Here is a 19,024-nt window from a genome sequence, read left to right as displayed (position 1 = left end):
ATCATGGGCAAACGGTGGCTTCTGCTTCTGATGTTGCCATGGGCCCTGTCATCGCCGGTTGGGGCGACCCCGAGCGGGGGCGCGCCCGGACCGATACCCGACAACGCTCCCCGCACCCTGACGCTGTATGCCTTTGAGGCACCGCCCTACCAGGTGCTGGACAACGTCGGTCCGCCGCCCCACGCCGTCACCGGCGAAACGGTGGACACCGTGCGCTGCGCCGCCGTTCAGGCCGGCTGGCAGACCCGCATCTACCTCACGCCCCAGAAACGGGCCCTGCACGCCTTGAAAACCCACTGGGCAGACGGCTACTTCGCGATTGATCCGTCCCAGGAACTCGATGACATGGCCCGGCGCAGCAACCCGGTGGCGCTGGAGAAATGGTACCTGTACAGCCGCACCGCCATGGCGGACCTGTCCGAGTCCCACATCGGCACGGTGGCCGGCAGCAACGAACAGGCCTGGCTGGCCGCCCGGCGAAAAGCCTCCTACCTGACGGTTGGCAGCCCGACCCAGCTGCTGGCCCTGCTGGAACGGGGGCGCATTGACGTGGTACTGATGGATGAACGGCTGATGGCCTACCTGCAGGACCATGCTCACCTGGCCCCCGCGGCCCTGGAACGGCGCTTCCTGCGCTACGCCCCGCTTTACCTGTATCTCGACAAAGCCTTTGTCTCCCGCCATCCAAGCTTCCTGAACACGTTCAATCGCGCCCTGCCGGATTGCATGGGGCCCCAGCTCGCCCTGAACGACGACGAACGCGCCCGGCTCCGCACCCACGCCCGGGCCTTGATGGCGGATCTTGGTCAGCGCCTGAACCTGGAGGCGGCCATCAACGACGCGCCGTACATCACCGACATGGCAGAGATCCTGACCCAGGACAGCCAGTGGCAGGCCCTGGCACCCCTGGCGCCCACCGCGCTGGCAACCACCCTGCTTGATCTGCCCGCGTCCCGCGCCCTGGCCGACTGGGCGCGCCAGCAGCAGCCGATGGTCACCGAGGCCATGGTGATCAATGACCTGGGTGCCCTCTCGGCCATCAGCCGCCTGACCTCCGACTACTGGCAGGGTGACGAGCCCAAGTTCCAGCAGCTGATGGGCCCGGCCGCCAGGCAGACCGCGCTGGACGTCTATGTCTCGCCCATCCGCTACGACGCCTCCACCGGGCGCTTCCAGGTGACCGTCAGCGGGCGGATTGTCTCGCCTGCAACCGGCCAGGTGCTGGGGGCAGTCGCGCTGGGGCTGGACGTGGAAGACGCCCTGAGAGCCACCACCCTCGATTAGCGCCGGCCTTGCCCGGGAAGCCAGGCCAGCGCCCGGCGACCGTCATTGCGGCGGAATGCGCAAGCCGCTGTCCGGATCAAAGAACACCACCTTTTTCATATCAAACATCAGATCGGCGCTCTCACCCCAGGTGACCGGGTGCTCCGGGTCAATCCGGCAGTGCACGCCGGTGTCGTTCAGGCGAATCAGTGCGATCACGTCCGGACCGGTGGGCTCGGTCACCTCGATGGTAAAGCGGCCGGTGGTCACCAGGGCCTGTCCGTTCTTCTGGTCCTGGGGCTGGGTGATGTGTTCCGGGCGGATGCCCAGGGTGACCGTCTGCCCGACCCGGTCCGCCAGATAGGCCGGCAGCGGCAGCGCGGTGCGGGCGCCGTCGTCCCCGATCACCTCGCCGTACAGCCCCTGCTCGCCCTGGGCCACGGTTACCGGCACGAAGCTCATGGCCGGGGAGCCCATGAAGCCCGCCACGAACAGGTTGGCCGGGGTGTCGTAGACCTCTTTCGGGGTACCCAGCTGCTGCAGTTCGCCGTCCTTGAGCACCGCGATGCGGTCGGCCAGGGTCATGGCTTCGATCTGGTCGTGGGTCACATAGACGATGGTGGTTTTCAGGCGCTGGTGCAGTTTTTTGATTTCGGTGCGCATCTCCACCCGCAGTTTGGCGTCCAGGTTCGACAGCGGTTCGTCGAACAGGTAGATGCGCGGACGGCGGGCCAGGGCCCGGCCCATGGCAACCCGCTGCTGCTGGCCGCCGGACAGCCGGGCCGGCTTCTTGTCCAGCAGGTGGGAGATCTGCAGCAAGTCCGCCACCCGCTGCACTTCCTGCTCAATGTCGTCCTTGGGCAGGCCCCGGATTTTCAGGCCGAAAGCGATGTTCTCCCGCACGGACATGGTCGGATACAGGGCGTAGGACTGGAACACCATGGCGATGTCCCGGTCCTTGGGCTCCACCCCGGAAATGTCGGTGCCATCCAGCACAATCGCGCCGTCGGTAATGGATTCCAGGCCGGCGATGGTGTTCATCAGGGTGGACTTGCCGCAGCCGGAGGGGCCGACCAGGATCAGGAACTCCCCGGAGGCGATCTCGATGTCGATGCCCTTGAGGGTTTCTTCGGCCGCCCCGGGATAGGTTTTGCGGATGCTTCGCAGTGCCAGTTCAGACATGATGAGGGTCCTTTCAGATCAACCTTTGACAGATCCGGCGGTCAGCCCCCGGATGAAGTATTTGCCCGCCACCACATAGACCACCAGGGTCGGCAGCGCGGCGATCATGGCCGCGGCCATGTCCACGTTGTATTCCTTGACCCCGGTGCTGGTGTTCACCAGGTTGTTCAGGGCCACGGTAATGGGCTGGCTGTCGCCGCTGGCGAACACCACGCCGAACAGGAAGTCGTTCCAGATCTGGGTGAACTGCCAGATCAGCGACACCATGAAAATGGGCGTCGACATGGGCAGCAGGATGCGGAAGAAAATGGTGAAGAAGCCGGCGCCGTCCAGCCGCGCCGCCTTCACCAGCGCGTCCGGAATGGCCACGTAATAGTTGCGGAAAAACAGCGTGGTGAAGGCCACGCCGTAGATCACGTGCACCAGCACCAGGCCGGCGGTGGTGTTGGCCAGGCCCAGCTTGCCCAGGGTCGCGGCCATGGGCAGCAGCACCACCTGGAAGGGCACAAAGCAACCGAACAGCAACATGGCGAAAAACAGGTCCGAACCCCGGAACTTCCACTTCGACAGCACGTAGCCGTTGAATGCCCCCAGCAGGGTGGAGATCAGCACCGCCGGTACCGTCATCTTGAACGAATTCCAGAAGTAGCCGCGCACGCCCTCGCATTCCACGCCGGTACAGGCGCTGGACCAGGCCTTGCTCCAGCCGACCGTGGTCCAGTCGGTGGGCAGGGCGAGTAGGTTGCCGGTGCGGATATCCAGGGGCGTCTTGAAGCTGGTGAGCAGCATCACGAACAGGGGCACCAGGTACACCAGGGCCGCCAGCAGCAGCACCGCGTAGATGCCGATGCGGCTGAGCCGCAGGCCGGAACGGGTGGCGTCAGTCATGGCGTTTCTCCCTCAGCTCGGAGTACAGGTACGGCACCAGCAGCGCCAGGAAGGCGCCCAGCATCAGCATGGCGCTGGCGGAGCCCAGGCCCATCTGGCCCCGGGTGAAGGTGTTGGCGTACATGAACACGGCGGGTAGGTCGGTGGAGTAACCCGGGCCGCCAGCGGTCATCGCCATCACCAGGTCAAAGCTCTTGATGGCAATGTGGGACAGCACCATGATGGCGCTGAAAAACACCGGCCGCAGGCTGGGCAGGATGATCTTGCGGTAGATCAGCGGCAGACTGGCGCCGTCCACCCGGGCGGCCCGGATGATGGCGGGATCCACCCCCCGCAGGCCCGCCAGGAACAGCGCCATGACGAACCCGGACGCCTGCCAGACGGCGGCGATCACGATGGTGTAGATGGCCATGTCCGAGTTCACCAGCCAGTCGAAGCTGAACGACGTCCAGCCCCAGTCGTGCACGAGCTTTTCCAGGCCCAGGCCCGGGTTGAGAATCCACTTCCAGACGGTGCCGGTGACGATCATCGACAGCGCCATGGGGTAGAGGTAAATGGTGCGGATGGCGCCTTCCTGGCGGATCTTCTGGTCCAGGAAGATAGCCAGCAGCACGCCGATCACCAGGCAGCTCAGGATGAACAACCCGCCAAAGATGCCCAGGTTGGCAGAAGCGGTCAGCCAGCGGTCGTTGTTCATGAGTTTGGCGTACTGGTCGAGCCCGACGAAGTCGTACACCGGCAGGAAGCTGGAGCTGGTGAACGAGAGCACGCCGGTCCACAGCATGAAGGCGTACACGCCGATGCCCACCAGCACAAACGTGGGGGCCACCACCAGCTTGGGCAGCCAGCGCTGGAGCCCGTCCAGCAGGCGCGACGGCGCCCTGGCCACCCGCGCGGGATGACGTTGGATGTGTTCCATGGGGGTTCTCCGGAAGCATCAGCGGGGCCACCGTTGCGGTGGCCCCGGTCAGGTCACAGGGCAGCCTGGATGGCGGCCGCCAGCTGGTTGGTGGCTTCGGCCGGGTCCGGATTGTCCGAGTTGGCGAAGTTGGTCACCACATCGAAAATCTGACCCTGCACGTAGCTGGTATTGGCCAGGCCGTGGGCCACGCTGGGCACCAGCCCCCCGCTCTTGGCAGTAGACTTGAAGGCGTCCATGGAATCCTGGGCGCAGGCGTCAAAGCTCGCCATGTCCATGTCCGTGCGCACGGGGATGGAACCCTTGGCCTTGTTGAACACGGCCTGGAACTTGGGCGAGAGAATGGTGCGGGCGAGGTCCTTCTGGGCCTTCACGTTGTCTTCGTTGTTCAGCTTGAACATGGCGAAGGAATCGACGTTGAAGCTGAAGATACCGGCGGTGCCCGGCGCCGGCGCGCACAGGTAATCCTTGCCCGCGGTCAGGCCAGCCGCCGTGAACTCGCCCTTGGCCCAGTCGCCCATGATCTGCATGGCCGCTTCGCCCTTGATCACCATGCCGGTGGCGGTGTTCCAGTCACGGCCGGCGGCGTTGTCATCCACGTAGCTCATGACCTTGGCGAACTGAGCGAAGGTCTCTTCCATCTTCGGGCTGTTGATCACGTCCATGTCGTTGTCCACGAACGCACGGCTGTAGTCCTCGGCGCCGAGCACCGCCAGCGCCACGGCCTCAAACACGGTGGCGTCCTGCCACGGCTGGCCGCCGTGGGCCAGGGGGATGATGCCGGCGGCCTTGAGCTTGTCCGCGGTGGCAAAGAATTCGTCCAGGGTGGTGGGTACCTTGGCGTCGACTTTGGCCAGCGCCTCCGGATTCACCCACAGCCAGTTGACCCGGTGCACGTTCACCGGCACCGCCACGTAGTGGCCTTCGTACTTCATCACGTCGGCGATGCGCGGGGGAATCAGCTGGTCCCAGTTTTCCTGCTGGGCCACGTCGTCCAGGTTGGTCAGGAAGCCGAGTTTGGCCCACTCCTGGATATCCAGGCCCTTGATCTGGGCGGCGGCGGGCGGGTTGCCGGAGACGGCTCGGGTCTTGAGCACGGTCATGGCGGCCTCACCGCCACCGCCGGCCACGGCGAAATCTTTCCAGGTGTGGCCCTGCTCTTCCATCATCTCCTTGAGGGCGGCGGCCGCGCGGGCCTCGCCGCCGGAGGTCCACCAGTGCAGCACTTCCACCTCACCGGCCTGGGCGTTGCCAACCGGCAGCAGGGCGGAGGTCAGCGCGAGAGCGCCAAGGGTACGGGTCATGCGGTTCATACAGACTCCTTGTTATTTTTGTCAGCGACGACCGGCAGCGCGAGGGCAACCGGTCAAGGATCACACAGCGAGTCTAGGGCAAGGCGCGGGCGGCGGACGTATCAAACTGAAAAACCCATGTAACCGTCCTGTTACATGAGGGGCGCGGGCGGCCGACGGTTCAGCGCCGGGGCAGGTCCAGGGTCACCCGCAGGCCGCCGCCGGGGCGGTTGTCCACCGCCAGTTCGCCGCCGTGGTTGTGGGCGATGTTGCGGGCAATGCCAAGCCCGAGTCCATGGCCTTCCTGGTGTTGGCGGTCGAGGCGATAGTAGGGATCAAAAATGTGGGGCAGCGCGGATTCCGGGATGCCCGGGCCCCGGTCGTCCACCCGGATGCGCAGTCGGTCGGCGGAATCCTCCAGGGTAATCACCGCCCGCTCGCCGTATTTGACGGCGTTGTCCAGCAGGTTGCCCAGGCAGCGGGACAGGGCCAGGGGTTTGCCCCGGTAAGGCAGGCTGTGGCCGCGGACGGTCACGAGGGCCTCGTCGCCGTCCCGGTAGGCCTCGGCCATGCGGGCCACCAGCCGTTCGATGTCCACCGATTCGACGTTCTCGTGAATGTCGGTGTCCTTCAGGGACTGCAGGGCGCCCTTTACCAGCAGCTCCAGCTCCATCAGGTCGCCCTCCAGCCGGGCGCGCATGGTGTCGTCGTCAATCAGGTCGGCCCGCAGGCGCAGGCGGGTGATGGGGGTTTTCAGGTCGTGGGAAATGGCCCGGAACAGCTGCTCCCGGTCCCGCATGTGGCTGTGCAGGCGCCGGCGCATGGCGTTGAAGCTGCGGGTGACCGCGACAATCTCGGCGCTGCCCTGCTCCGCCAGAGGCGGCTGGCTGTCGTCCAGGGGCAGGTCCCGGGTGGCTTTGGCCAGCTTGCGCAGGGGCCGGGTCTGCTGGCGGATCAGCCAGGCCAGCACCGGGAACAGTACGGCAATCATCACCACCAGGAACAGGATCTGCTGGTCCGGCACACTTTCGTCATCCAGCGATACATAGGGTGCCGGCAGCGCGGCCGCCAGATACAGCCACTCGCCCTCGGACACTTCAATCTGGGTCACCAGCACCGGCGGGTTCAGGGGCTCCAGGGTGAGCGCGTAGTGGGCCCAGGAGGGCGGCAGGGCGTCCAGGGGCAGTTCACTGTTGAGGATGCGCACGTCCGCCGGGTCCACAAACTCCACGTGCAGGTTGATCTGGTTGCCCAGGCGACGGTGCAGTACGGAGCGGACTTCCGCGGTCACCAGCCGTTTGCGGTCGCTGTCCGGCAGCGGTTTCATGGCAATGAGCTTGTCGTTCAGGGACACGAAGAAGCGGGTGCCACCCATGTTGCGCAGCTGGTCCAGCACGATGTGCCGGTACTCGGTGGGCAGGGAGTTGAAGAACCGGGCGGTGGCGGCGGCGGATTGGGCCAGGTTGCGGGTGGTGGCCACCAGGCCTTCCACCTGCTGGGCCCGGAAGGTGGCAATCCAGGCGGCACTCGAGACAATCTGGGCGGCGGCCATGGCCAGCAGGGTCAGCAGCAGCACCCGGCCCAGCAGGGACGACGGCAGCCAGCGGCGCCACAGGGCGGCCAGTCTCTGGCCCATCGGCACGGCTATTCGCTCCCGGGGCTGACCGTGGCCGCCAGCAGGTAGCCGGCGCCGCGTACGGTCTTGATCAGTTTCGGGTTGCGGCCCTGGTCGCCGAGGCGTTGACGCAGCCGGCTGACGGCCACGTCCACCACCCGGTCCAGGGGCAAGGATTCCCGGCCCCGGGTGACGTCGGAGATGGTGTCCCGGTCGAGCACCTGGTTGGGGTGGCGCAGGAACAGGCTGAGCAGGGCAAAGTCGGCACCGGACAGGGGCGTGGCGTTGCCGTCCCGGTCGATCAGTTCGTGGGCGAGGGTGTCCAGGCGCCAGCGGTCGAACTGCAGGAACCGTGGGTTGTCCGATTGGGCAAAGCGGGCCCGGCGCAGCAGGGCCTTGATGCGGGCCTGCAGTTCCCGGGCGCTGAAGGGTTTGGCCAGGTAGTCGTCGGCGCCCAGTTCCAGGCCAACCACCCGGTCGGTTTCGTCGGAGCTGGCGGTGAGCATGATGATGGGCACCTGGGAGTGCTCACGGATCTGCCGGCACAGGGTAAAGCCGTCGTCCCCGGGCATCATGACGTCCAGCACCAGCAGGTCGGCGTTCTGGGCCGCCAGGGCTTCGCGCATGGCGTCGCCGTCGGCGGCGGTGCGCACGTCGTAGCCCACCCGGGTGAGGTGTTCGTGCAGCAGTTCGCGGATGGCGGCGTCGTCGTCCACCACCAGAATGGACGCTTTCTGGTCAGTCATAGGCCCCTACTCATCCGTGGAAGCGCCATCGGACAGGCCTTTCCAGAACCCGCTGTAAATACGTCCATGTAAGCTCGGCCTCCGCCCTTTGGCGCTAATCGCTCCTGCGTCGCGCCAATGGTCCTGGGCAAGTCGTCCCTGACTTGCCCGTGAAGTGCTTCGCACTCCACCCTTGGCGGAGGACGGTTCTGGAAAGGCCTGTCCGATGGCTCTGTGACAGTCCGCATGTTACGGCGGTCCCACGTCACAGGCCAGCACCAGCGCCCAGAACTCGGAGAAATCGTTGACCACCACATCGGGCTTGTCCGGGTGTTTGTGGGTGCCGGGGAAGATGCGGTTGAGCCAGGGCTGGTCCCACTGGGCGCCGTTGAAGAACACCGAGGTCAAACCCGCCCGTTTGGCGGCGATCACGTCGGTGGTGCTGTCGCCCACGTACCAGACGCTGGGGTCCGCCGGGTAGCCGAGTTTCTGCACCGCCAGCAGGAGCTGGTCCGGGTGCGGCTTGCGCAGGGGTGTGTCATCGCCGCACACGCCCACGTCAAACAGGTCGGTCCAGCCGGTGCCGTCCACCGCGTCCAGCTCGTGTTCGAAGAACTCCCGGTCCCGGTTGGTGATCACTCCCACCTGGATGCGCATCTGGCGCAGGCCTTCGAGCACGTCCCGGACCCGGGGTTCGAAGGCTTCCACGGTGCCGTAGTGGTTCCGGTAATGCCGGTTGAAGGCCTCGTGGGCTACCTGTTTGGCGGCCTGGTCTTCGCCGAACAGCACTTCGAAGATGTCGGTGCGGGAGATTTTCCGGTCGGTGCGTACCTTGGGGTGCAGGCGGGCAAATTCCCGCACGTAAGCCACCAGGCGGGCATCTTCCGGGGTTTTGCTGTCCTCCGGGGCGAGCATGCGCTCCATCAGCCCCAGGGTGTGGAACTCCGGCAGCATGTCGTCCACGGCGTGGTACATGGCGTCCAGGGTGTCCACCAGGGTGGCGTGCCAGTCGAACAGGATCACCGAGGGCCGGATCAACCGGGCCACGGCCGGGTGCCAGTCTGGTTCTATGCGGGGTTCCGGCCGCTCCGGTGGCGGGAAGGCCCGGGGCCGGACCCGGGCCGGGGTGTCGGCAAACGCCGCCGGGTGCTGGCGTTCGAGCAGGGCGAGCAGGTCCATCAGGTCCTCGAAAGTGTCGAGGATGGCGGCGGGGGCGTCCCGGCGGGTGAACCATCCGTCAATCCGGTCCTGGGGCCAGCCGGCGCCGTTGAAGAACACGCCGCTGACGCCAGCGTTGTAGGCGGTGCGCATGTCCACGAAGCTGTCGCCCACGTACCAGGCCCGGGCGTCGGCGGGCAGGCCGAGCTGCGCCAGGCCCCGGAGGATCACCTCCGGGTCCGGCTTGTATTCGGTCACGTCGTCGGCGCAGACGGTGGCGTCAAACAGCCCCTGCCAGCGGCCTTCGTCAACCGTGCGCAACTCCTGGTCGAGGAACTCCCGGTTGCGGTTGGTGCACACCGCCAGCCGGAAGCCCATGGCCTTGAGCGCCCGCAGGTACTCATAGGCACCAGGCTGGAATGGCCGGACCTGGCCGAAATATTTGCGATAAGCGGCGTTGTAGGCCCGGTGGGCAATCAGCCGGGCCTCCCGGTCGTCGCCGAAGATGGCGTTGAAGATGTCGGTGCGGGACACCCGGCGCTCGGCCAGAATGCGCGGGTGCAGGCGGCGGAACAGGCGGATGTAACGCACCAGGCGGGCGTCGTCCGGGGTGCGGCACTGGTCTTCCGGCAGCAGGCGAGACACCAGCCCCAGGTCTTCCAGCTGAGGCAGCATGTCTTCCATGGCGCTGAACATGGCGTCGTGGGTGTCCACCAGGGTGCCGTGCCAGTCGAACATCAGCACCGACGGCACCGGGACCGAATCGTTGAATCGCGCCATGGGCGCCTCCATTGCGGGGCGGGCCGTTCTTGCATTACGGCGGGCCCGGGTCAAGACTCAGGGTATCTGTTCCAGAAGATACCGCCGCTCGGGCGGGATTGCACACGGGACATGACCGATGCCGGACCTGGCCTGGATTCTGCCCTACGACCCCTCTCCCCTGGCGCTGGTGGCGTTTGCCCTCACCGCCGCCGGCTACGCCTGGGCCGCGGCGAACCTGCCGCCCGGCGCGGGCCCGGGATGGCTGCGCCAGCTCACCTTCTGGCTGGGCCTGGCGCTGTGCTACGCCGTGATGCAGACCCGGTTTGATTACTACGCCCAATACATGTTCTTCGTGCACCGGGGTCAGCACCTGGTGCTCCATCACCTCGGCCCATTCCTGATGGTGCTGTCCAACCCTTTGCCCGTGTTGCGTTACTGGCACGGGCGGCTGCCAGCGGGCCTGCGCCGTCGCGCCCGCCCGCTGATCCTGGCGTACCGGGTGTTGCAGCATCCGGTGGTGGCGCCGGTGCTGTTTGTCGGGCTGATTTACCTGTGGCTGTGGCCGCCGGTGCATTTTGTCGCCATGCTGTCCCGGCCGCTGTACTGGCTGATGAACACGAGCATGCTGGTGGACGGCCTGCTGTTCTGGTGGCTGGTGCTGGACCCGCGCTCGCCCTGGTCCGCCACCGGCCAACGGGTGGCCGGCGTCTTGGGCTATGGCCGGCGCATTCTGATTCTCGCCCTGGTGGCCATTCCGCAAATGGCCCTGGGGGCCTGGATTGTGTTCAGTCAGGGCACCGTCTATGACGTCTACGAAGTGTGCGGCCGGGCCTGGCCCATGGCCCCGGCGACAGACCAGCTATTGGGCGGGCTGCTGACCTGGATTCCACCGGCGATGATGAGCGTGCTGGGCATTCTGCTGCTGGTGCGCCGCGCCCTCCACGACGACGCCCGACGCCACGCCCCTTACCTGACGGAGGCGCCTCTGCCATGACCAAACCGATCACCCGGTTTCCCACCCCTGAACACACGGCGCGCCCGGGGCTATCCCGTTGGCGGGCCGGGTTTGGGTGTGGCTCTGGACTCGGCCTGATTCTGCTGTTGGCCCTGGCGGGCTGTTCCGGCCAGGAAGCCACCTGGCACGGCACCCGGCTGGATGGCCTGATGCCGCCGCTGGCATTTGAACTCACCGACACCCAGGGCCGCACCGTCACCGCATCGGACAGCGCCGGGCAGCTGCGCCTTCTGTTCTTCGGGTACACCAGTTGCCCTGACGTGTGCCCGACCACCCTGGCGGACCTTCAGGGCGCCCTGCGAGCATTACCGGAGGCCCAGCGGGCGCGCTACCGGGTGCTGTTTGTCAGCGTGGACCCCAACCGCGACACCCCAGCCCGGCTGGCTGCCTACACCGGCGCGTTTGGCCCGGGCATTCAGGGCCTGACCGGCACCGATGCCCAGCTTCGGGCCCTGGCCCGGCGCTACCGCACCACCTTCGGCTACGGGGACGCCGATGCCGCCGGCCAGTACGAGGTCTCCCACAGCAGCGCGGTGTACGCCTTCGACGGCCAGGGCAAGGCCCGCCTGTTGCTGCAGCCAGCCAGGCTGGGCTCGAAGGCATTACAGGAAGATCTGGCGACGCTGGCGCGACGCTGATACTCCGCACCGCCTACCGGTTGACTCTGTATCAACTACAGGGTTTTTAATCGGCGCCATCCATTCAACACCGTGTGCAGACCCAACCACCGGAGGCGCCATGCACAGTCACAACCACGGGCACAGCCACGATCACGGCCATAGTCATGGCCTCGGCCACAGCCACGCCGATCATTTCACGTCCTACAACAAGGCGTTTGCCATCGCCGTCCTCCTGAACATCACCTTTGTGGTGATTGAGGCGGTCTACGGCGTGCTGTCGAATTCCCTGGCCCTGCTGGCGGACGCCGGCCATAACCTGAGTGACGTCCTCGGCCTGCTGATGGCCTGGGTGGCCAGTTGGCTGGCCAGCCGCAAGGCCACCGATCGCAACACCTACGGCCTCAAGAAGAGCACCATTCTGGCGGCCCTGTTCAACGCCCTGTTCCTGATGGTGGCCATCGGCGGCATTGCCTGGGAAGCCATCCGCCGATTCGCGGAACCGGCGCCGGTGGCGGGTACCACGGTGATCGTGGTGGCCGGCATCGGCGTGCTGATCAACGGCCTGACCATGGTGCTGTTCATGAAGGGCCAGGAGGGCGACCTCAACATTCGGGGCGCGTTCCTGCACATGGCCGCGGACACCGCCGTCTCCGTCGGCGTGGTGATTGCCGGCCTGCTGATCATGGGCACCGGCCTGAACTGGATTGACCCGGTGGTCAGCCTGGCCATCGCCGCCGTGATCTTCATTGGTACCTGGCAGTTGCTGAAGGACTCCGTGAACCTGGCGGTGGATGCGGTGCCCCGGGGTATTGATCCGGACGCCGTGTCCACTGCCCTGAACGAGCTGCCCGGCGTGGACTCGGTGCACCACCTGCACATCTGGGCCCTGAGCACTACGGAAAATGCCCTGACCGTGCATCTGGTCAAGCCCGACCCGGCCAAGGATGACGAGGTCATTGAACAGGCCAACCACCTGCTCGCCCACGATTTCAACATCCGCCACACCACCATCCAGTGGGAGCGCGCGCCCAGCGGCTGCCCGAACGCGGCGCACTGCTGAGCCGTCGTGGGGCCGGGTGATCCCGCGGCCGCCGTTGCACGTAACCTGCGTCAACAGCGGTCACGGAATCTCCGGTAGCGGAACCCCAGCCATGGCACACCACAAACCCCACCTGCCCAGCAAAGAGTGCCCGGTTTGCCAGCGCCCGTTTACCTGGCGGCGCAAATGGGCGAAGGACTGGGACAACGTGCGCTATTGCAGCGAACGCTGCCGGCGCCAGCGCACCCGCGCCGAGGCCGACCGCCCATGACCACTGTGGTCTGGTTCAAGCGTGACCTGCGGGTGCAGGACCACGAGCCCCTGCTCGCCGCCGCCCGCGTGGGTGAGCCCCTGATTCCCCTGTACGTGATCGAGCCCGCCTATTGGCAACTGCCAGACACCTCGGCCCGGCAGTGGCACTTCCTGAACGAGTCGCTGCAGGACCTGCGCCGTCAGCTCCGGGCCCTGGGCAGTGATCTATGGCTGGCCACCGGCGAGGTCACGGAGGTGCTTGAGCGCCTCCATCGAACCACCGGTATGACACGGCTGTTCAGCCATGAGGAAACGGGCGGCCAGTGGACCTTTGACCGGGACCGCCGGGTGCAGGCCTGGTGCCGGTCCCACGGCGTCGACTGGCAGGAGTGGCAACAGTTTGGCGTGGTCCGACGCCTGGCGGACCGGGACCGGTGGGACCGGGCCTGGCAATCGCTGATGTCGGCGACGCCGACCCGGGCCCCCAAGGCCCTGCCACCGCTGCCCGCGGGCCTGCCCCCAACCGATGACGGCTGGGCCGCACCGGCGATGGCCGACCCGGCCCCCTGCCCGGGCCGGCAGGCCGGCGGCAGCGCCCGGGCCGAGCGCCTGCTGGCGTCTTTCCTGGACCGCCGCTGCGTGGGCTATCAGTACAACATGTCGAGCCCGGAGACCGCCGTACGCGCCTGCTCCCGGCTTAGCCCCCACCTGGCGTTCGGCACCCTGAGCCTGCGAACGGTTTACCAGCAGGCCAAGGCCACCGGGCAACACCGCAACACCCTGCCCCGCAAGCAGAAGAGCCTGACCAGCTTCCGCTCCCGTCTGCACTGGCACTGCCACTTTATTCAGAAGCTGGAGGACGAACCGGAACTGGAATTACGGGCCATGCACCGGGAGCTGGAAGGGCTGAAATCGGGCCCCAACGACCGCGAGCGACTGGACCGCTGGTGCCAGGGCGAAACGGGCTGGCCGCTGGTGGACGCCTGCATGCGGGCGCTGCGACACGACGGCTGGATCAACTTCCGCATGCGCGCCATGATGATGGCGGTGGCCAGCTACCAGCTCTGGCTGCACTGGCGCGAACCGGCCCTGCACCTGGCCCGGCAGTTCACCGATTTTGAGCCCGGCATTCATTATCCCCAGGCCCAGATGCAGTCCGGCCTGACCGGCATCAATGCCCTGCGCATCTACAACCCGGTGATGCAGAGCCGGAAGCTGGACCCGGACGGGACCTTCCTGCGGCGATGGCTGCCGGAACTGGCGGGCGTGCCCGCCGAGCTGATCCACACCCCCTGGCTGATGACCCGCGCCCAGCAGGATCGCTACGGTGGTAACACCTACCCGGCGCCGGTGTGCGACCACGAGCAGGCCGCCCGCGCCGCCCGCCGGGCCATTGGCGAGTTCCGCCAGCGGCACGTCAGCCAGGCCGAGACGGACCGGGTCCTGCAGCGACACGGCAGCCGAAAAGGACCGGTGCAGCGGCGCCCCAAACCGCCCAAGCCCGCCGTTGACAGCGGCCAGATGTCCCTGTTCGGAGATGACTGAGCGCGCGGAGACGACACGCGCCGGCTGCCAACGTATGCTGGAATACCGAGCGCCTGCCATGAGCCGGAGAGAGAATCCAAGGTTGAGAACCCCGAGGCCGTTATGAAAATCGGAGACATGTCCCGCCGCGCCGGCGTGCCCGTGGAAACCGTGCGCTACTACGAGAAAATCGGCCTGCTGCCAGAACCGGACCGGCTCCCGAACGGTTACCGGGACTACCGCCCCGCCCATCTGGACCGGCTGCTGTTCATCAAGCGCTGCCGCACTCTGGACATGGCCCAGGACGAAATCCGTGAGCTGATCCAACTGACCAACCAGCCGGACGCCGACTGCCATGGGGTGGACGCGCTGATTGCCCGGCATCTGCAGCACGTTCGCGCCCGCATTGGTGAGTTGCAAAGCCTGGAGCGGGTGCTGACCCGCCTGAAAGACGCCTGCTCAGACCCGCGCACGGTGGCCGAGTGCGGCATTCTGGATGGCTTGAATTCCGAGCTGGACGCTCTGGATAAGGAAGCCGCCGACCAGGCGGCCAGGGACAACCACATTCCCGGCAGCCACGGCCACTAGGGCCGGGTCAGGGTGCCGGGAACGCCAGCGAAATCATCACCGGAATGAACGCCAGGGCGAACAGGGTGGTGAGCATAACCGTGCCCGCCGCCTGCCGGGGCGAGGTGTCCAGCAGGGTGGCAATCACCACGGTGTTGGCGGCAATGGGGGTAATGGAAATCAGGAACATGGCCTGGTGCACCGCCTCGCCGTAGATGCCGAATACGTTGGCATCCAGCCACCAGAAGGCAATGGCCACCAGCGGCCAGATCACGAATTTGCCGAAGAACGCCAGCCCGGTAAACCGCAGGTTGCCCGCCAACCCCCGGAAACTGGTGATGCTCATGCCGATGATCATCATGCCGAGGATGCTGTAGGCGCCCCGAAGGTTATCGAACAGAGGCACGAAGATCTCCGGTATACGCACGCCGGACAGGTTGAGCGCCACCGCCGCCAGGAACGCGTACACCGAGGGCAGTTTGACCACGCGCCAGAGCGCGTCTTTCAGGTCATACCGGCCCCGGGCGGCCAAATAGAAGCCGACAGAGTTCTCGAACAGGGTGGTGCCCAGCATACACACGATGTACAGCCCCAGGCCCTCCTGCCCGAACAGCAGCAGGGCCACCGGCACACCGAAATACCCGGTGTTGCCGGAGCCCACGCACAGCGGGATCAGGCTGGCGCTGCCATCGTGGATCACCCGGCGGGCCAGGCGAAGCTGCACCAGCCCGAGCACCGAGGAAAAGCCGAAGGTGATGAACGGTAGCAGGATCACTTCCGGCGACAGCGGCGCCGCCATGACCCCGGAGAACACCACCGAGGGCGTCACAATGTACAGCATGATGCCGGCGATGTGCCGGCCGCTGGCCTCCAGGTAGCGCCCGGCCACCCACCCCAGGGCCACGGTGACGTACAGCGGAATCAGCTTGAGAAACAACGCGAGGGCGGCGGCCATGGCATCTCCGGGCAGGCGGGCTCGTAAAGCCGGTAAGTGTACCCTGTCGACCCGGCGCCGAGCGATTCCGACAAACGGCGCAGGCCACCCCGACGGTAACTTGACCTAGGCGAATGATTTAGGTCATGGCCGGCTCGCGTTTCTGATAGGATCAGCCGTATCCACTTTTTTCGACCACCGTTTCTGGCACCATTTCTGGGGGAAAGCGCACGATGAACGACGTGTTCGGCTCTGATCTGGCTTCCGCGCCTTGCCTGCTGGGCGAACGGCATCCGGACATTCTGGAGCAGCCCAGCGCGCCCGCCGAAGTCGCCTTGATGAACGGACTCAGCCGGGTATTCGGCATCCGTCCCTCGGACAAAACCCACACCCCGGAAGCCCGTTTCCTGGCGGATCTCGGCCGCCTGTTCCACCAGCGCCGGGTGGAAACCGATACCGCGCTGGAGCGCCACGACGAGCCCTGGGCCAACGTCTACCTGATTCAGTACGGCATCTTGCGGCTGTTTCGGGAGTCCCCCGCCGGCAAAACCGCCATCCACCACTTTTTCTCCGAGGGGGACCTCGTGTGGCCGGTGTTCGGGCGCTCCCGGACAGTGCGCAACACCCTGTGTCTCTCATCGACCACGCCGGCCACCGTCTGGGTGGCCAGCTTTGCCGATTTCCGCGCCGCCGTGCAGAGCCACGGTGAGGCCCTGTGGCCACGGTTTGCCCTGGCGCTGACGGAAGAGCTTGCGGAACTCACCAGTATGCGGGAATACCGCAAGCACACCATGTCGGCGTCGGAGCGATATCAACTGCTGGTGGAGGAATATCCGGAGCTGGTCAAGCGGGTACCGGACAACCAGTTGGCCTCGTGGCTCGGCGTTGTACCGGCGACCTTCTCCCGGCTGAAAAGCGGCGCCCGGCGGCGCAAGGACACATAAAAACAGGGCGCCCCGAATGGGACGCCCTGAGAGGTGCAAGCGGCGAAATGAGCCGTTAATCAGGCTTCGGTCAGCCGTGCAGGCGCTTGGCCACCTCGGCCACGTGCTTGCCCTGGAAGCGGGCGATGGTCCGCTCCTTCTCGCTGGGCTGGCGAGAGCCGTCACCGCCGGCGATGGTGGTGGCGCCGTAGGGCGTGCCGCCGTTCACCTCGGAGATGTCAAAGAACTCGGGAATGCCGTAGCCCAGCGGCACCAGCACCATGCCGTGGTGGGCCAGCGTGGTCCAGAAGGACGTAATGGTCTGCTCCTGGCCGCCACCGGTGCCGGTGGAGGCGAATACGCTGGCCACCTTGCCGTGCAGTTTGCCGTTGGCCCACAGGCCGCCGGTCTGGTCCAGGAAAGTACGCATCTGGCCGGACATGTTGCCGAACCGGGTGGGCGTGCCGAAAATCACCGCATCGTACTCGGCCAGCTCTTCTGGTTTGGCCACCGGCGCGGCCTGGTCGGTCTTACCGCCGGCGTTGCGGAACGCCTCGTCCGGCATGGTTTCCGGAACCCGTTTAACGACCACTTCCGTGCCGTCGACGCTGCGGGCGCCTTCGGCAACGGTGTTCGCCATGGTTTCGATGTGGCCGTACATGGAATGATAGAGCACAAGAATTTTCGCCATCGGTAAACCTCCTGTCTGTTAGGTATGGTTCTCAGACTAGTCCGCGCGGGCGAACGGGGAAACCGGAAGATTTCCGACAGCTCTGTCAGAATTTCTGAACATGGTCACAGGATGTTCATCCTGAAGCATTGCGTACAGGTGTACGCTGACGTACCTTAGTTGAACGGCGTCGGCGGCCTGGCTGTCCGCTCAACCGATGGACGAGCCCCGCCCACCCCGAGTCACTTCCGAACACGGATATTGATCATGGCTGATACACACCCCACTGCCACACCCCCGCATCCCGGCACGATAGAGTCCCTGCACGACCGCATTGAGGAGTGGCTGAACAGCGCCACCCACGGGCTGGGCGCTCTGCTGAGCGTGATCGGCACGGTGGCGCTGATTGTCGCCGCCAGCCAGCTGGGCGACGTTTGGAAGATTGTCAGCTTCAGTATTTTCGGCGCCTCGCTGATCCTGCTGTACCTGGCCTCGGCCCTGTACCACGGCACCCGACACCCCGGGCTCAAACGGGCCTTCAAGACCCTGGACCATTGCGCGATTTTCCTGCTGATTGCCGGCACCTACACACCGTTTCTTCTGGTGAACATGCGCGGCACCGTCGGCTGGACCCTGTTCGCGGTGATCTGGTCGCTGGCCCTGACGGGCGTGGTCCTGAAGGTGATTTTCAAAAACCGTTTCAAACTGGCACGGGTAGGCATCTACGTTGCCATGGGCTGGCTGATTACCTTCGCGTCCTCAGATCTGGTGGCCAACCTAAGCCCCCTGGCCCTGCATCTGACCATTGCCGGCGGCATCGTCTACACCGCCGGGGTCATCTTCTACCTGGCCGATCGCATTCCCTATATGCACGCGGTCTGGCACCTGTTCGTCATCGGCGGCAGCGCCTGCCATTTCAGCGCCATCTACTATGGCGTACTGCCCTACACCGGCGCCTGAGCCACGGTCAGAACGCCCAGACCATCGCCATCAGGATGCCCCAGGCCAGCAGGGAAGCGGCCATGACGGTGTAGGTGGCGGACATGGCCACCACATCGTTCTGACTGCGCCGGGTCATCGAGCGAACCCCCTGATACACCAGCGCGCAGGATAGAAACAGCCCCGCGAACACCGCCACTACGCTGACCGCCAGCACCGGCACCAGCAGCGCCAGCGACGACAGCCACAGGGGCAACGGCGCCATCGCCGCCAGGGTGTAGGCGTCCTGGTAACTCACCTCCAGCTTATGGGCGGCCAGCACCGCGTGGATCAGCCAGCCCATGGCGAAGAACGTCAGCAGCTCCGCCAGAAACAGGATGGTGGTGATAAACCGCCACTCCTTCCCGCCGAAGCCGGCCAGGAAACCGTCGCCGTAGTGAGTGCCTGCGTAGTAGAGCAACACGGGCGGCAGGAACGACATGGGCACCACCACCACCCACGCCAGAAAGGGCACCGAGAGATTCAGGCGCCGGAGCTCGGACCACGGGCCATTGCCGGAAAACGGCAGGCGAAGGATCTGTGTCAGTGTCATAACCCACCTTCCTGTCTGATCGCGAACCGCCCCAGGGCGGGTTCCTGTTGGTTTTAGCCCGGCCGTCCCGGCCGGTCAAGCATCACCCATGATGCCACGATCACCGAAAAAATCGCCTCATAACAGAGAGTTACCCCTAATGCGC

The 19,024-nt window shown here is 65.9% G+C and carries 19 protein-coding genes; 9 read left to right on the top strand and 10 right to left on the bottom strand.

From position 1 onward, the window contains the following. Positions 1 to 3: 3 nt before the first annotated feature. On the top strand, positions 4 to 1,284 hold the full coding sequence (locus tag V3388_RS02660; RefSeq protein WP_336365968.1) for a transporter substrate-binding domain-containing protein: 1,281 nt from the start codon (positions 4 to 6) through the stop codon (positions 1,282 to 1,284). Positions 1,285 to 1,326: 42 nt separating this feature from the next. Here the strand turns inward: V3388_RS02660 and V3388_RS02655 are convergent, their stop codons facing one another. The 7 genes from V3388_RS02655 to V3388_RS02625 form a co-directional block, all read right to left on the bottom strand. Further along, positions 1,327 to 2,445 (bottom strand): ABC transporter ATP-binding protein, encoded by a 1,119-nt coding sequence (locus V3388_RS02655; protein ID WP_336365967.1) that lies wholly within the window; start codon positions 2,443 to 2,445, stop codon positions 1,327 to 1,329. 18 nt (positions 2,446 to 2,463) lie between these two features. Beyond that, on the bottom strand, positions 2,464 to 3,333 hold the full coding sequence (locus tag V3388_RS02650) for a carbohydrate ABC transporter permease (RefSeq protein WP_336365966.1): 870 nt from the start codon (positions 3,331 to 3,333) through the stop codon (positions 2,464 to 2,466). Further along, complete coding sequence (locus V3388_RS02645) at positions 3,326 to 4,252, bottom strand: carbohydrate ABC transporter permease (protein ID WP_336365965.1); 927 nt, start codon at positions 4,250 to 4,252, stop codon at positions 3,326 to 3,328. The genes V3388_RS02650 and V3388_RS02645 overlap by 8 nt, the downstream gene beginning before the upstream one ends. 53 nt (positions 4,253 to 4,305) lie before the next feature. Beyond that, positions 4,306 to 5,565 carry an ABC transporter substrate-binding protein gene (locus tag V3388_RS02640; protein ID WP_336365964.1) on the bottom strand — a complete coding sequence of 420 codons (1,260 nt, stop codon included), beginning with the start codon at positions 5,563 to 5,565 and terminating at the stop codon, positions 4,306 to 4,308. A gap of 160 nt (positions 5,566 to 5,725) precedes the next feature. Beyond that, on the bottom strand, positions 5,726 to 7,180 hold the full coding sequence (locus V3388_RS02635; protein ID WP_336365963.1) for an ATP-binding protein: 1,455 nt from the start codon (positions 7,178 to 7,180) through the stop codon (positions 5,726 to 5,728). Positions 7,181 to 7,188: 8 nt separating this feature from the next. Continuing rightward, positions 7,189 to 7,905, bottom strand: coding sequence for a response regulator transcription factor (locus V3388_RS02630; RefSeq protein ID WP_336365962.1), 717 nt, complete (start codon positions 7,903 to 7,905; stop codon positions 7,189 to 7,191). Positions 7,906 to 8,133: 228 nt separating this feature from the next. After that, positions 8,134 to 9,822, bottom strand: coding sequence for an HAD family hydrolase (locus V3388_RS02625; RefSeq protein ID WP_336365961.1), 1,689 nt, complete (start codon positions 9,820 to 9,822; stop codon positions 8,134 to 8,136). A 118-nt stretch (positions 9,823 to 9,940) separates the two neighbouring features. Between V3388_RS02625 and V3388_RS02620 the strand changes: the two genes are divergently transcribed. The 6 genes from V3388_RS02620 to cadR all read left to right on the top strand — a co-directional run bounded on the left by V3388_RS02620 (position 9,941) and on the right by cadR (position 14,842). Continuing rightward, a complete protein-coding gene (locus V3388_RS02620) occupies positions 9,941 to 10,798 on the top strand; it encodes a cytochrome c oxidase assembly protein (RefSeq protein WP_336365960.1) in 858 nt (285 codons plus the stop codon). Continuing rightward, the gene (locus V3388_RS02615) at positions 10,795 to 11,457 is read left to right on the top strand and encodes an SCO family protein (protein ID WP_336365959.1); all 663 of its coding nucleotides are present in this window, start codon (positions 10,795 to 10,797) and stop codon (positions 11,455 to 11,457) included. Before V3388_RS02620 ends, V3388_RS02615 begins: the two co-directional genes overlap by 4 nt. 100 nt (positions 11,458 to 11,557) lie before the next feature. Further along, positions 11,558 to 12,499, top strand: a complete 942-nt coding sequence (locus V3388_RS02610) for a cation diffusion facilitator family transporter (RefSeq protein WP_336365958.1) — start codon at positions 11,558 to 11,560, stop codon at positions 12,497 to 12,499. A gap of 91 nt (positions 12,500 to 12,590) precedes the next feature. Further along, positions 12,591 to 12,749, top strand: coding sequence for a DUF2256 domain-containing protein (locus tag V3388_RS16375; RefSeq protein WP_442915601.1), 159 nt, complete (start codon positions 12,591 to 12,593; stop codon positions 12,747 to 12,749). After that, complete coding sequence (locus V3388_RS02605) at positions 12,746 to 14,275, top strand: FAD-binding domain-containing protein (RefSeq protein WP_442915600.1); 1,530 nt, start codon at positions 12,746 to 12,748, stop codon at positions 14,273 to 14,275. Before V3388_RS16375 ends, V3388_RS02605 begins: the two co-directional genes overlap by 4 nt. A gap of 102 nt (positions 14,276 to 14,377) precedes the next feature. Then, positions 14,378 to 14,842: a Cd(II)/Pb(II)-responsive transcriptional regulator gene (gene cadR, locus V3388_RS02600; RefSeq protein ID WP_336365956.1), complete on the top strand. Its 465-nt coding sequence runs from the start codon at positions 14,378 to 14,380 to the stop codon at positions 14,840 to 14,842. Between the two features lie 7 nt (positions 14,843 to 14,849). Here the strand turns inward: cadR and V3388_RS02595 are convergent, their stop codons facing one another. Further along, entirely contained in the window at positions 14,850 to 15,776 is a 927-nt protein-coding gene (locus tag V3388_RS02595) for an AEC family transporter (RefSeq protein WP_336365955.1), read from the bottom strand. Between the two features lie 212 nt (positions 15,777 to 15,988). Here V3388_RS02595 and V3388_RS02590 point away from each other — a divergent pair, with 212 nt between their 5' ends. Continuing rightward, positions 15,989 to 16,699, top strand: coding sequence for a Crp/Fnr family transcriptional regulator (locus V3388_RS02590; protein WP_336365954.1), 711 nt, complete (start codon positions 15,989 to 15,991; stop codon positions 16,697 to 16,699). 70 nt (positions 16,700 to 16,769) lie between these two features. On the opposite strand, the gene wrbA is transcribed toward V3388_RS02590, so the two are convergent. Further along, entirely contained in the window at positions 16,770 to 17,369 is a 600-nt protein-coding gene (gene wrbA / locus V3388_RS02585; protein ID WP_336365953.1) for an NAD(P)H:quinone oxidoreductase, read from the bottom strand. A 246-nt stretch (positions 17,370 to 17,615) separates the two neighbouring features. Between wrbA and trhA the strand changes: the two genes are divergently transcribed. Beyond that, the gene (trhA, locus tag V3388_RS02580; RefSeq protein ID WP_336365952.1) at positions 17,616 to 18,308 is read left to right on the top strand and encodes a PAQR family membrane homeostasis protein TrhA; all 693 of its coding nucleotides are present in this window, start codon (positions 17,616 to 17,618) and stop codon (positions 18,306 to 18,308) included. Positions 18,309 to 18,315: 7 nt separating this feature from the next. Here the strand turns inward: trhA and V3388_RS02575 are convergent, their stop codons facing one another. Next, complete coding sequence (locus V3388_RS02575; protein WP_336365951.1) at positions 18,316 to 18,879, bottom strand: Yip1 family protein; 564 nt, start codon at positions 18,877 to 18,879, stop codon at positions 18,316 to 18,318. Positions 18,880 to 19,024 lie beyond the last annotated feature (145 nt).

Origin of the sequence: Marinobacter sp. C2H3 (assembly GCF_037080155.1) — a bacterium.
GTDB lineage: Bacteria > Pseudomonadota > Gammaproteobacteria > Pseudomonadales > Oleiphilaceae > Marinobacter.
Note: the sequence above shows the minus strand (reverse complement) of the source record. Positions and strands in the feature narration are given on the sequence as shown.